This is a genomic window from Tildeniella sp., assembly GCF_059505325.1.
The window spans coordinates 1-14,260 of sequence record NZ_JCACKI010000033.1; the positions used below are offsets into that span (position 1 = coordinate 1).

Consider the following 14,260-nt stretch of genomic DNA (forward strand, 5'->3'; position numbering starts at 1 on the left):
GATCGAGCAGTAGCTCACTTAAATAAGACCCATCTTGACCAGTGATACCCGTAATTAAGGCAAGTTTCTTGATCGTCATTCCTTTTCCTTAACCAAAAACAACGTAGTCGGTAGTGCTCATTTTATGAACTATAGAGAAAAATGATAATGAGTGAAGCTTCCGGCTTAGTCAGTCAATCATAAAACTCTATTTGTTATGACCCACTAATGGGTTCAGGCACTTTATGAAAAACGGTATGACTCGACAGGGCAAGCAACATTACAAGTGCCGCTCTTGTAGTCGGCAGTTGGTGGAAAACCCACCATGGCAAGCGAAGTCTGTAGAGAGCCAAGCCATAACTGACCGTTTGTTGTCGAAGAAGATGCCCTTTACAGGGATTGCTTGTGTGATACAGCTTTTTAAGGCTTGTCTGCAATGTTACGTCAATGCAATTTACAAAGCGACCCCTTGGCAAGCCAAAGTAACAATAGAACCGTAACAGTAATTGGTGCGCAGATGAATGAATTGCGGTCGTTTATTGATGACAGAGGGCATGAGCAATGGTTTTAGTGAGGTATTTTGCATAAAATTCGGCTCCTCATAGCTTTTCAAATACCCCTTTTTAGTCACTCTCACCAAGATGAAATTTGAAAACCCTAGCCAACATGAGTTCCTCCTTTTAACTGTATAGAACTTGCAAAAGAGTAAAACTAAGTTTCAATCGGGCTTCTAGACTGTACTCCTATCAAAGTAACGAAGGGAGGATATTCTCTGACCATGTAAGCCCACCCTAACCGCGATTCTATGATTCACTTAGCAGCAAGAAGCTATCTATTAATGATGTATGGTTGCAAAAAATCGTCGATTTGCTCTGGTGAAATAGAAGTTGATTGCTTTGACCAAGAACAATTCTGGCGAATATGTTCCTCATTAAACATTGAGCAAATTACTGCCTCACAATGAGCTATTTTAGATGCCGCTGCTAGTAGAAAAGATAGTGAAGCATCATGCCGCCCATCAAATGAGTGAGATTTTAAAAACTGAAACGGGGAGTGGTAAAAAAAGATTAAATCCCGAAACTTGCTTGGCAAGAGAAAAGCCTCTTTTGTTAGAGGAGCTTGAATAACAAAATCGGTAGAAATTAACCAGCTAGAATCTAGACCCTCTAACCCTTTCAGTAAATCACCCTCAATGCAAACCCCATAACGTTTAATCTTTCCAGATTGCTTTGTCTCTTTAAACCAGTTTATAACATCATCGATGCCAGGGTATTCAGGTTGATAATTATGCAATAGTAGTACATCTAAATAATCAGTTTTAAGAGCGTTCAGGCTCTGATCCAGACTAAATTTTAAAGCTGACAGATTGTAGGTTTGACTGGGCTGAAAACTTGAAGCACCAATTTGTCTCACAAGCGCTCTTAGTTGGGGAATAGAGTGATAAAAAATCTGTCCTGTTTTTTTCGTAAAAGATTTAATAGCCGAAGGCTTGGAGGGTAGGATACCGCATTTGCTTACAAGAGTGTATTCGCATCTAGGAAATTTTTGTAAAAACTGCCCAAGCAAATTTTCGGCATCTCCCCATCCGTAAGAGCGAGCAACATCAAAGTGGCGAATACCTTGAGAATAAGCACAAGAGAGAGCTTTAAGACTAGTTTGGCGAGACACACGCCCAAGAACAGGGGCGCAACCAAATCCCAATTTAGGATAATTCATTGTAATCAAAACCGCTTTACTAAGGGTAAATAATTATGGAGCGCTATGAGTAACGAAGCTGTAACATTAATCGATCGCCCTGCTGAGGTGGTAAAGCTTTATGGAAACATGAGGTATCTTCAAAGAAACCCGTCCCTGCTTTCCCAGAAATAACGGTAACTCGATCTTCCCCGTAAAATCTTACGGCTGCTTCGTCGCTCAAGCAAGCTGAACCCAAAAGGTGTGCAAGCTTTTTTTGGCAATGACTGCCGGATATTAAGGTATGGGCTCCATTATTAGCGTCTGTATCAAGCAGATAAAAATTCACATACATAAAATTATAGCCGTGAACATCGTAGTGAAAATGAACTGTCTGTCCATTCGCTTCACGTTGTAGAGGGCTAGTGTTATTCACAAAGCTCCAAAAGAGCCAACTTGAAACCTCTTTGGGTTGAAAGCCTAAGTAAGCGGTGACAACCTCAAGAATTTCCTGATCTGCTGCAATTTTCTGAATAGATTTTAGATCAGATGAATTAAAAACTGTTGCAAGTGTAACCCGTAAATCCATCCCGTTGCTCTTTAATTCCTGCAAAGTGAAAGTATTAGTATGCCCTTTTATAACTAAAGGTAAAGTGGTTGCCGCGCTTAACAGTTCTGTTAACAATGCTGAACTCAACCTAAGATCTGTAGAATATGATGACTTAGAAATAGATTGAACGTGTTGATCTGACGATACATCTGTCAATATAGAACCAGTAGTATAGTTATTTATTGACTTATAGTTTTGTTCATAGTTATCACAAATTTTTAATTTTCTTTGCTTTGGGTTTAGCTTGTCATTGATGAAGTTCAATAGGCTATAACTACGGCGTACTAAAAGGAAACGACCGAGTATATAGTGTAGTCGCTGAATATTTCGACTTTTAAGGATCTTGAGAAGACTTTTCATTATCCACCTAAAAATTCGCCAGTGAGTTTGTTCGTCAAAGTAGCATTGAGGATAGCAGTAGCTAGTTTGTTAGCAGAGCCAAGCAAGTGAACAACCACTTACAAATAAACACTACTATTACCAATTCTGAGGAATACCTCTCATATAGCCTGGATAGCGGCAGGCTAGATCTCGATCTCGACCGTTGAATTTTTCCCCTGTCTTCCCTGTGAATAACCAGAGAAGAGCGCGCCCAAAGTCTCTGTAGGTGCGCCGTGGATCCTGGGGCAAATCATCAAAAGTTGTCTCAACAGGTGTAGTGGTGATGCCTCGACTGCCGAACACAATAAACGCGATCGCCTTGGCTCTACTTAAGTGCTGTGGTGAAGCGATAAGGTAGACGTGTTTAACACCAAGGCGCTCTAAATCTTGAGCAACTGTTGTAAAGTTCGTTACGGTATCTGTAGCGCGACAATCCAACAAGACTGGATTGCGAACACCCGCCTCCCGAAAAATTTTCTCCGCTTGATCAGTACCTGACGAAACCAGAATCTTTAGATCAGGATGAGCGTTGGCAAATATAGCGGCAAAGGTTTCACGTTGAGATCCACCACCTAAAACGAAAACAAGTTGAGGGGTTGGGAATTGAAACCCTGCAATGACGATTCGTACAGCCAGGTATAGACTGAGCAACAAAATCAACGAGATAGGGATGAGTAGCCAAAACCACCAGCGTTTGGTGAGGCGACGGGGAAACCGTTTCATGGTTTTGTTAAGGGATGCTAAATGAGGCTTTGTTCTTCAGCACTTTAGCACCAGGGCTTTTGTCATTCCTACCCTCACGTGAGGTTGATGCGCGAGACCTAAGGAATGAGAATTAAATTAAGATCGGCTTTTGTAGGGTGCGTTACGGCTGTCGCCTAACGCATCACAAGCCCGGAAGCGATGCGTTAGGCTGCACTTTTCTGGTATGCCAGTATGGCTTTACGCATCCTACGCAAGAATCCGGTTTTATTAAATCCACGATCCTAAGGAAATGTTTGAGAAAGGATATACCGCAGGCTAGGGGCAGGTTTTGCCAGAGCCTCTGCCTAGTCGCTTTAGTGTCAAACTGCTCCTATGAGTATTTTGTTTGCTAGAAATCTCCTAATACCTGCATGAGTTACATTATTGACTGCCAACCTAGTGCTGCGCAATGTACAGCATCCAGGCGTTTTGTCAATTAACGAGGGTTTGCGTATCGGAGCTGTGGGACTCTACAAGGATGGGGCTGCTACCCAGGTCTAGACTATCTAGGTCTGGGCTAAGCATTTCGGTTGGGGACGGCAACTCTATCACTACACTTTCTGTAGAAACAACAGTTTCTGTAGGAGCATTGACCAGACTGCTAAATAACAGCTCATATCGTTGCACTAGAGAGGTAAATTCATAGTTTTCCAGGGCAAAGATACGTCCCTGGTGCCCTAGTTTCTCCCGCTGCTCAGGGTTCAAATATAGCTCAACGATCGCATCGGCAAGTTGAGTTGGTTGCTCTGCTTCCACTACTACACCACCACCGCTAGTCGCGATCGTTTTGGCGGCTGCCCCCTGAAGGGGAACAGAAGCGATGATTGGACGACCGCTAGCCAGGAGTAGTTGAATTTTGGATGGCATATTGAACCCAACCACATTGCGCTTTTGCAAAACCAACCCCACATCAGCCGCTGCTAGCATTTCGGGTAACGTCTCTCTGGGTTCAAAGGGGAGAAGTAGGATATTGTTGGCATTAGTTGCCTGACAGATAGTCTTTAGGTGTGCTAGAGCCTTTTCCTCTCCTACAATGACGAAAGCGATCTTTGGTAAATGCGTGAGCTTTGTTGCTGCTTCAATGACAGTTTCTAAGCCCTGGGTCAAGGCAATATTTCCAGAATAAAGAACGACAAATTTGTCTTCTAGTCCATGTCTCGCTCGAAAGGCATTGTGACACTGAGGCAGGGGGCGAATGAAGTTGGTATCAACCCAGTTTGGAATGCAGTGTACTTTTGCTTTCGGCACACCCTTTTGAAGAATATTTTCAGTAAACTCAGGGGTGATCACGCTGATTGCAGTTGCGGTACGGTAGGCAAACCGTTCCAGAGCCTCAAAGATGCGAATCGCCAGCTTATTTTTTAGCAAACCCACGTGAATGGCTGCCTCTGGCAAAATATCTTGCAAATTCAAGACAACAGGGCAAGTATAGATCCAACTCAGCACTGCGGCAGGCACTGCAATGGGGAGGGGAGGAATAGTCAACAAAATAATATCTGGCTTCCAACCTCTAAGTGCCTGGACAAAACTAGTGGCAACAAAGCTGCCGTCTAATAAGATGCGAGTCACCAAACCTGGCTGGGGTCGAATCCACATGTAGCACCGTTGTACGGTAACGCCATTACGCTCTTCAGTTTGATATAGCTTTCCCCGGTACTCCTGATGAATTTGACGTTCGGGATAATTAGGCATTCCCGTTACCACTCGAACTTTGTGCCCTCTGGTAGCCAAACTCTCAGCCAATTCTGTCATGAGGGGGGCAATACCGATCGGCTCAGGATAATAGTTGTAGGAATAGATTAATATTTGCATTCGGTTCGATAGGTAAAAAATATTCAGATAGACCTAGACAACGCTGTTTGCAGCCATGGTAAGTAGCCATGGCAAAGCAGGGGCTGTTAAATGACGGTTTAACCCCTGCTTTGGCAGCAAATTTCGAGAATCGCTGCTCTCTGCTTAAAGCATTCAATCAGCCGCTTTGCAGTCAAATTTTGGATGACGGGTTTCAGAGCCTTTCGGCATTGGCTTTAGAACACAACTAATTAGTCCGTTCACTCTAATCTGACTGAACTGTTGTAATTGGCTGTGGTGCTTTCTCCTGAGTTGGGTTCTGATGGTTACGCATCACTCGCTGCTTAATAGGTTGGGCAGGGTTTCCGGCATAGATGGTCATGGGTTCAAGGGATTGTGCGGTCACACTACCCAAAGACAGGATTGCACCTTGCTTTATCGTCACGCCAGGACCCACCACGGTTTTGGCGGCAAGCCAGCTGCCCGATTCAATATGGATACGCTTAGAACGATAGCGGAAGGCTGGATCACTCCAATCGTGGTTGCCTGTACAGAGGTAAACAGCCTGAGAGATGCAAACCTGATTTTCAATCACGATCGGTTCAATATTGTCGAACCATGCCTGTTCACCAATCCAGCAATGATCGCCAATGGTGAGTAGCCAGGGAAATTTAACCCGCAGACCGGGCTTAATCCGCACACCCTGACCAATGATTGCGCCAAAGCGGCGGAGCACCCATACCTTGAAGCCAGATATCGGAATGAGATAGCTTTGCACCAGGCGATCGCCCACAAAGAACCACAACAATTGTTTCCAAAGCGATGCACCTCCTGTGGGTAGACCCGGTGGGGCATATTGATCTAAGCGAACGAAGTCAAAGGGCATAGGGCTTACTAATTGAAGTAGTAAAAAGCAATCTAAAAAATAGAGGCTCTGCTAGGGCAATCGCTTGTCTTTAAGACGCAACTCGTACAGTTTGGCATCCACCAGAAAGCGATACCAGAACCCCTGAAGAACATGAAAACTCAATCCTTCCCAGCCATCTAAAAAACCAAGCCGGATAAAGTACCGGAATAAAAAGTAAACAACCGCTCGGATAAACAAGGGGGAGCGGTTATAAAAGTTCTTCTTTGCCCAACGAACCTGACTTGCCTGGGTAGAGTACTCTGCATCCAGGAGCTGACTATCCAGGGTTGGATCATCAGCTAACAAGTCAGAGATTTCCCGATCGGCATAGCGATTGTGTTTATCGACCCAAAAAGTTAACCCCTTTTGGTTTTCATCAATAATGTCGTGCTTCAAGTCAGCGATTTTCCCATCGGAAATAATGATATGCTCATCCATCCAGCGTTGTTCGCAGTGCCCCATCCCAGTACGCCAAATCCGCAACAACCAGGATGGATAGCGTCCCCCATGCCGAATCCATTTGCCCATAAAATAGACTCGTCGTTTCATTTGATAAGCGGTGACAGCCTTAGACGTTGTTGGAAGTACCTGAAGAATTTCCTGAACGAGTTCTGGGGTCAGGTGCTCATCTGCATCGACCCGCATTGTCCATAGGGTTGTAATGGGCAGATTTGCAATCGCCCAATTTAGCTGGTGAGCATGGTTGACCCAAGCATTTGTATAAATTTTGCAGCCTGCTTCTGCGGCAATCTCAAGGGTCGCATCCGTACTACCAGAGTCCACAATATAAATCTCTGCGTCTAAAGACTGCAAACTTTTCAGGCAGGTTTTGAGATTAATTGCCTCATCTTTAGTAAGGATGATGACTGATAGTAGCTTCATAGGGTTGTACTGCAAAGAAGCGTTGGGTAGGAAACCAAATTATGTCGAGACTAATAATAACTGGCTAAACCTGCTCTTAAGCGTTGTCTGCTTCTAACAAGGCTTGAGGCAAATTACAACCCTTTCCTTTCTCAAAAATAATGCAGTTGGGTGGATTGCCACCCCGCGTAGCCCACTCATAGGCAGCAACCATCTGATGGACAACTGCCTGCCATGTATACTTGTCCGCAATCAGTTGTCGTCCGCGACTACCCATTGTCTGCCGTTGACTCTCTGATAACCGCAGTCCTTCTGTCAGAGCATCAATGAGAGTGTCGAGGGCATCCTTGACCCACCAACCACAGTTGTGCGTGTTAAGTTCAGACCAGGGTGCTTCTTGCGTCGTAACCACTGGCACTTCATAAGCAAGGGATTCGGCAATGACAATGCCAAAGTTTTCGGAATGGGTCGGCAGCACAAATAGATCGGCGTTTCCAAGGGCGGCAGCTTTGCGATCGCCCTTTAACATGCCGGTAAACGTTACCCGCTGCTCTAAGCCGCATTCATTAACGAGCTTGACCAGTTGTGTTTTATAGGTGTTCTCGTCGGGACCAGCAATAATTAAATGCCAATCGACGAACTCGGTGGCAAGGCGCTGCCAGGCAATGAGCAGCGTATCAATGCCCTTTTTAGGATGAAGCCGACTCATAAAGAGTAACCACCGTTTGTTTGCAAGCTCAGGAAAGGCTTGAATCAAGATATCTCGACCTGGAACAGTTGCTAGATCGGGTAAATTCACTCCATCTGGAATCAGGGCGATCGGTTGAGTAAAGCCAAGCCGCCGAATGGCGTTCAGCTCCAAAGCCGACGTTGCATGAAACAGAGCGGCATGCCGCAAATTTTGTTGCTCAAAGAGATGCCAGGTTAACCACTTCTTATAAAAATTGCGTTCAAAGACCCACGGTTCCAAGGTTCCCCGCGGTGAAATCACCAGTGGTAGCTGGTTGGCAGTCGCCACATAGCGGGCACACCGATTAATGAAGAGCCAGATACCATGATTATGAATCAGATTAATTTCTGACTCAGCCAGATATCGCAGTGTTTTGTAAAATTTAGCGTTGGGTGTACCCATATATTTCATGACGCTGTTGCCTGGATAGCTATAGCACTGAGCACCTTGGGGCTGAACCTGAGTTCCCCAGTTAGGATAATCTTGCGTTACAACATAGGACTGAACGCCATCCTGTACTAACCCTTCAGTTAAATTAACTACGGCAGGGACAGGTCCCCCTGTATTCTCATTCAGGCTATCGATTACCTGGCAGACTCTCAATGCGTCGAGTGCGGTAAGCGGTTGCAATGCCCCAGGTTGATTCGGGCTTGAATTCATAAATATAAGTGCTTAGAGAGGGAATCGTTCATATACATACAGTAGAAGTCAGGAGTTTGCATTCAGGAGCCAGTAGTGAAAGAACCTTTAGATGTAATTTTGGGCTGAGTAATTTGTAGGGTAGGCATTGCCCACTCTATTTAAGTCAGTTCCACTCATTTGTTAGATTCTTTCAAGAAGGTTTGTATCAAACTAGCGAGAGTCTTTTGAAATTGCTCAAACCCATAGTATTCCAATACTTTTTGCCTCAGTACCTGGGGTTGATACAAAATGGAGTTAGGATATGTGCCCTGTATTAGTTGAGTGATGGTATCAGCAATCCGGTCGATGTCATCTGGGTTAACCAATGCTCCTAATTCGCCATTCTTGAGTGCATCAAGGGCACCATCTTGATCGCCTCCTAACGTTGGCTTCCCACAGGCGATCGCTTCCAGGTAAACGATCCCAAAGCCTTCGCCTTTACTGGGCATGGCAAAGACATCACACAGGTTGTAGTGGTCACCCAACTCTGAATCGGGAATGAAACCTGCTAAAGTAACGCAGTCTTGCAAATCCAAGCTGGCAATGAGCTGTTCAATCCGTGGATGATCCTTCCCTTTACCGACTAGCAGGTAATGAATACTTGGAATCTGCTGTCGAATCTGGGGTAGTGCCTGAAGAATCTGGTCGTATCCCTTGTAGCGATCGGCAGGATCAAGACGTGCAACAGTGAGGACAACGGGCTGCTTTGGAGTCAGGTGATAGCGCTTCAGTAAGTAGTCGGGTTTTGGGGCAATCTGAAAGCGGGTGTGGTCAAAGGTATTGGGTAATAGCACTACCTGATCGGGATCTAGATTTTGTTCTGACAATAGTCGCTGGCGGGTGTACTCGCTAACGGACAGAATGCGATCGGCGTGGCGCAACCCCTTGATTAGTTGTGGATTTTTTAAATTCCAAACTTCAATACCATGAGCTACGACCCAATAGGGAATGCCAAGTAGCTGTTTAAGCCAGCAGGCAACAGGTGTGTAGTTTATGTGAGTTGAGATAACTAATTCAGGCGCTTTTCGCAAAGCACCAACTATAAGCTGCATTGTAAAGGTAAAAGTACGCAGTCGATTGGCAATGCGACCTGAGAAATGGAACTGAATTGGGTTGGTGTCGAAGAAGTTACCTGCTTTACACATATCGTTTTTCAAAAACGCATCATATTTTGCGTTGGGATCAGCCTGGTGTAATGCCTTTAATAAAAAAGCTGAATACACCTGAATACCGCCCTTAAAGCCAAAGATATTGGGAATCCACAAGTGAATAGAATGGTAAAAATTACGTTTTGGAGTAAGTTTTTTAGCCATTTACATCAAATTGAACCTCTGCAAATTTCAGAGAACATTATTATGAATTAAGAACTACTTAATCAATCTTTTGGCTAACCACAAAACCGCATATAAAACGCCAACTTGAAGTGAGAAACCTGTTAACGCCGACTCAAAAGTTCCGCTTAGGCAATCTTTGATCAGAGGTAGATAAGCGACGAATACAGCCACTCGAAAGGGAGTGAGTATCTTGAAGGGTGACGTTGCCTCACTAAACCAGCGTAAGAGGAGACCAGAAAGAATAAAAAGTACACTCCCAGCGATGCCGTGGTATGCAAACACCTCACCTGGAGAAGTTTGCAGCACTGAAGTATCATCATCATCAACGTTAACACGCGCCGATAGTTTTCCAAGCTCGTTACCCGAAATGGGTTGCGGCTTGTCAGCCCAAATAAACCTGGGCACCCAAAAAAGAAAAAGCCGTTGCCAAAGTAAAGCCGCAGGCTGAGAAACCTGATAATGAACAAGTGACGTTAATGCAGCTACCTGTTCTGCCACTCCTGACTTGTTAAAGGGGGTCAGCAATTGCTCAATATATTGCTCCCATGAGTAGCCCAAAAATATGTTTAAAGCTTCGATCAGGGAGATTGAAGCGCCTGCACGGCCAAGTGATGCAGCAAACTGCAGTGATTCACGATAGATGACTAGAACTGGATAGACAAAGAGCCAGGAAAATAACCCCAGAGTGCAAATTAAAGAAAAGATAAGCCATCCTACTCTTCTACGTACTAGAAGAAAAGTAGTAGCAAGGGGCAAAATTACAAAGTTGAAGAACCTACCCTTTGAGCCACTAATTATTTGAAAAAAAAGTTCAGCTACCGTAAAAGCCCAGATTAGAAGATTGAGCTGTTTTGAGCCTTCTTTACGAAGGCAAGCTGAGTAAGCATAGAGCCAGCCTACAACATAAAGGCGCTCAAATTGAGAGAGAAATCCGTTAATAGCCTCAGGAACGCCTCCAGTATCCAAGTAGGCGGCACTACCTGTAGCAACCTTCCAAAGCCTGTAGATTAAGCCCAAGCTCATCAAAATTAAGACGAGCAGAAGCTGATGATTTTTAGTAGAAACGAATTTGATATTTACTAAATTAGCCGCTGAACTCGACCAACGCTTGATAGAACTAACGGAAGGAATTAGTTCCCAGATTAAGTAATATCCGAAATTTTGGAAGACAAAGCATAGTAAAAGTAAATCTGCTGCTACTGGTGATGAACTAAAAATTCTAAGCCAACCATTGAATGGTATTACACCCTTAAATCCCTCGGGGTTAAGGTTCATTAAAAAAAATTGAAAGAAGAAGGCTACATACAGATAATTTACAAAGTGTGCGATCACATGATCGTTGAACTTCTCTCTACGACAATCACTGCCAATTAGAAAAGTTGCAATAGCAAAGCAAAATAAAAAGCGAGACCAAAAATTCAAGGTATCACTCAACAAAAACAATAATGCTAAAGCGGCGAGTCCAATTGCAATAATTGCAATCGTTGAACCTCTTCTCTTAAACTGATCCAGCTTAAGGAAGCTAGGTAAAAGCATGGCGAAGGCCGATGGACCAAGCAAAGCGAATGCAAGAAAAGACTCTTTGATTTTAAATTGAGAAAAGAGTGATCTTTTCTGATTCGACTCATCACTACCGTTAGAATAATGAACGATTTCCACGAATTACTTTAGAGCTCCCTTAATTTTTTTGCGAATAACTGAATTGAAAGCTTCTCGCTCATTTTCAGCAAAAGCCCAATGAGCTGATATGCTCAATATGAAAACTCCTAGTATCAAAGATAGAACTAGACAAACCCAAAAATTGGTAATGTTGGAGAAGGGTAAAAATGTAAGGCTAATTGCGAGCAGACTAATCAAAAACAAATACAATATCCTTCGTTGCTCAGTCTGATCTAGGTCTGAGAGAGAAGGTCTTACGTAAGCTGAGCAAGTAAAAATGGAAGCTACCAGTTGAGCTAATAATAGCCCCATTGCACCGTGATGTTGAACAGTCAGCAGTGCTATTAGAACTGTAATTATTAAACCGAAAACTTGAATGACTGCGATCGCGTGAGTTTTACCAGCACTGACCATGTATTGGTTGAATACACCAGAGAGGCTGTTAATGGCGACCATCCAGATCATTATTTTAGAAAGGACGATTGCTTCAAGATATTTAGAGCTAAACAGTAATTTGATTACACCGTCGAGATTCAAACAAATCATTAGACTAAAAAATAGCATCAGTAACCAAAGACAGCGAAGACTTAAGGACTTGATTCGCTGATGCGTATTTAAGTCAGCCACTAACGTTGCAGAGAGGCTAGAAATGATGACTGGAGCAACCGCAGTAGGCAGGAAGCTGACAATCTGAGAGAGGGATTGGGCAACGCGCAGATGACCTAGCTGATCAAGACCGCCTACTTTACCGACATAGCCAAGCAGCGGTAGTAAAATAAATCCAGATAAAAAGTTACCAAAGTAAAAGGGTAAGCCAAAACCAAGAAGACTCTTAGACTCTGCAATAAACTGATCACACCGTAAACTAATTTTTTTTTGACGCAGAATTGGCAAGGTCAAGCACCAGCCAGATATAAATTGAATTAGTGCTGTACCTGCCAAGCCCCACAGTGCCCCAGCTATGCCAAATCGGTAAGTAAGCAGCAATGTTAACAATGCTCCTACTATCGATGAGAGAGAGGTGAGAATGGTATAGGCTTTGAAGGCGTGTAGCGCGATTAGGCAAATCCAGGAAGGGGTAAACGCCACAGTCAAGACAACAGTAAGAGCGGTCAGGTTTAGCCATTGAGCGGCTTTGGCATCTCCTAAAACCAAACTGGCAACCAACTGAGCATTTAAGCAAATAAAGAGTGCAATGAAAATTCCAGCAATAATAATTAAGCAAGAACCCACTCCAAGTAATCGCCCAACGGATTGCCTGTCAAGGCTCTCGTATTGAGCACCGTTTCGGTGCATGGCAGCATCGACCCCAATCCGCGACAGCATATCTGCTGTCTGAGCGGTGTTTTGTAAAAGACTGAAAAGTCCGAGACTACTAGGTCCAAGGAGTCGAGCTACAATTGGAAGGACAATCAGCCCACTGAGACGACTGACTAGCGTTGCGATGACAAGTAGAAAACTACTCTTTAAAAGGGGTTTTAGAGACTGAAATAACATTTGCTTTGCCGTTAAAGGCGAAAATTAGACGATCTAAATACTCTCAGATTATTTCTCAGTCAGAGAAGCTTATAGGCATTTCTCTAATAACTGCTTTGCACGAACGATAGTCGTTTGTTGAGAAACCCACTGATAAGTATTCTGCTGGAGAACAGCATATTTTTCTGGCGTTATTGCCTCTAGTTTTGACTTCAAATCAGTCCAGTTAGTGTAAGAGATACAATTTGTCTCATTCAAACCATGGGGCGCACAGGTTTCCGGCTTTAAGTGTAAATCTCTGAAGCAAAGAACACATCCATTTGCGGCCAACTCATAGTGTCTCAAACAATCCCAACCCTCGCGTTTCGTAGTAATACCATAGCGGGATTTTCTCAAGTCATCGTAATAATCTTCTTCTTTATCAAAAGAATACTGTTCTGCACCCAGAGAACCAAAGAATGAATCCTTCACCTGCTTTGACACTTCAGAGTCAACAATATAGACAGGAAAATCTTTCTTCTTTCTAGATAAATCTATCAAGGAAATTTTCTCTTCGGGTATAGAAAAGCTAATAGACATCAACTTATCAGGTAATGGAATGTTTCTCCTTAAAAAAGAAGGCAGGAATTTCGTAAGCAGCCCATAGCTATATCCTTCCCCAATTAATTCTCGCTTAAAGCATCTGTATTTCCATGAAGGTGTAAAAAAGCTTAAGGGATTATCTTTTAATAAACGCCGCCTCATAGCTTCAAAAGGAAAGCAAGTAGATTGGTCTTCACCATCTAGAAGAATAAGCTTCTCAGGATTCACATTGGGAGACAGCTTCATAACCTGATGCCACTGCCGAGTAAGATTAGCGACTATAATATAGTCATATTTATCAATCTCATTTTCCCAAAAAAACCTGTCTTCTGATAGCTCCGGAATCTCCGGAAGCAATCCGTAAAGTGTAAAGCCATTACCCCTTAATTTAATTCTCAGATTGTGTGTGAGCGGTTTGTACATACAATCATATCTGGGAATATCAACACAATCAGCACCTAACAAGGTTCGTAAGCCATGAAAAACTCCTTCGGCAAGATAGTCTTGTTGATTTGGGTGCAAAAAAAGTATTCTAGGCATTGAGGTAACCTTTTCGATTATTCCTAAAGATACAGACTATTTAAATTCTTTCTGACAATTAAACTCAATATTTCAATACTAAATTGGTTAACTAGAAACGAATATATACTATTAAAAATACCTTCTCAAAGAAGAGTTTCAGATATATTTTAGAAACAAAGTTAGGTTCCCATATTCGTCATTAGTCGGTAGCGCCCTAAAGGTAATGATGCCTGTAATAAAGGCTCCATGGGCATCATAGTAATGTAGTCGGAAGTTTCCCGTCTTGAGTATATGGGCGGATTTCAACTCAAAAGCTCACTGACCTAAGA

At 43.4% G+C, this 14,260-nt stretch carries 12 protein-coding genes; 1 reads left to right on the top strand and 11 read right to left on the bottom strand.

The annotated features are described in order from the left end of the window. The first annotated feature begins 224 nt into the window (after positions 1-224). Positions 225-479: an IS1/IS1595 family N-terminal zinc-binding domain-containing protein gene (locus tag AC5JO6_RS13030; RefSeq protein WP_496081496.1), complete on the top strand. Its 255-nt coding sequence runs from the start codon at positions 225-227 to the stop codon at positions 477-479. Between the two features lie 328 nt (positions 480-807). On the opposite strand, the gene AC5JO6_RS13035 is transcribed toward AC5JO6_RS13030, so the two are convergent. The 11 genes from AC5JO6_RS13035 to AC5JO6_RS13085 all read right to left on the bottom strand — a co-directional run bounded on the left by AC5JO6_RS13035 (position 808) and on the right by AC5JO6_RS13085 (position 13,949). Continuing rightward, complete coding sequence (locus AC5JO6_RS13035) at positions 808-1,695, bottom strand: aldo/keto reductase (protein WP_496081497.1); 888 nt, start codon at positions 1,693-1,695, stop codon at positions 808-810. A gap of 43 nt (positions 1,696-1,738) precedes the next feature. Beyond that, positions 1,739-2,623 carry a phytanoyl-CoA dioxygenase family protein gene (locus AC5JO6_RS13040; RefSeq protein ID WP_496081498.1) on the bottom strand — a complete coding sequence of 295 codons (885 nt, stop codon included), beginning with the start codon at positions 2,621-2,623 and terminating at the stop codon, positions 1,739-1,741. A 117-nt stretch (positions 2,624-2,740) separates the two neighbouring features. Continuing rightward, positions 2,741-3,367, bottom strand: a complete 627-nt coding sequence (locus AC5JO6_RS13045; protein ID WP_496081499.1) for a YdcF family protein — start codon at positions 3,365-3,367, stop codon at positions 2,741-2,743. Between the two features lie 453 nt (positions 3,368-3,820). Beyond that, positions 3,821-5,200: a glycosyltransferase family 4 protein gene (locus AC5JO6_RS13050; protein WP_496081500.1), complete on the bottom strand. Its 1,380-nt coding sequence runs from the start codon at positions 5,198-5,200 to the stop codon at positions 3,821-3,823. A 244-nt stretch (positions 5,201-5,444) separates the two neighbouring features. Beyond that, a complete protein-coding gene (locus tag AC5JO6_RS13055; RefSeq protein ID WP_496081501.1) occupies positions 5,445-6,065 on the bottom strand; it encodes a WcaF family extracellular polysaccharide biosynthesis acetyltransferase in 621 nt (206 codons plus the stop codon). Between the two features lie 51 nt (positions 6,066-6,116). Then, positions 6,117-6,968: a glycosyltransferase family 2 protein gene (locus AC5JO6_RS13060; RefSeq protein WP_496081502.1), complete on the bottom strand. Its 852-nt coding sequence runs from the start codon at positions 6,966-6,968 to the stop codon at positions 6,117-6,119. 76 nt (positions 6,969-7,044) lie between these two features. Beyond that, positions 7,045-8,337 (bottom strand): glycosyltransferase, encoded by a 1,293-nt coding sequence (locus tag AC5JO6_RS13065; RefSeq protein ID WP_496081503.1) that lies wholly within the window; start codon positions 8,335-8,337, stop codon positions 7,045-7,047. A 155-nt stretch (positions 8,338-8,492) separates the two neighbouring features. Continuing rightward, a complete protein-coding gene (locus AC5JO6_RS13070) occupies positions 8,493-9,671 on the bottom strand; it encodes a glycosyltransferase (protein WP_496081504.1) in 1,179 nt (392 codons plus the stop codon). A gap of 54 nt (positions 9,672-9,725) precedes the next feature. Then, the gene (locus AC5JO6_RS13075) at positions 9,726-11,351 is read right to left on the bottom strand and encodes a hypothetical protein (protein ID WP_496081505.1); all 1,626 of its coding nucleotides are present in this window, start codon (positions 11,349-11,351) and stop codon (positions 9,726-9,728) included. 3 nt (positions 11,352-11,354) lie between these two features. Further along, complete coding sequence (locus AC5JO6_RS13080) at positions 11,355-12,848, bottom strand: oligosaccharide flippase family protein (protein WP_496081506.1); 1,494 nt, start codon at positions 12,846-12,848, stop codon at positions 11,355-11,357. A 69-nt stretch (positions 12,849-12,917) separates the two neighbouring features. Beyond that, positions 12,918-13,949 carry a glycosyltransferase family 1 protein gene (locus tag AC5JO6_RS13085; RefSeq protein ID WP_496081507.1) on the bottom strand — a complete coding sequence of 344 codons (1,032 nt, stop codon included), beginning with the start codon at positions 13,947-13,949 and terminating at the stop codon, positions 12,918-12,920. Positions 13,950-14,260 lie beyond the last annotated feature (311 nt).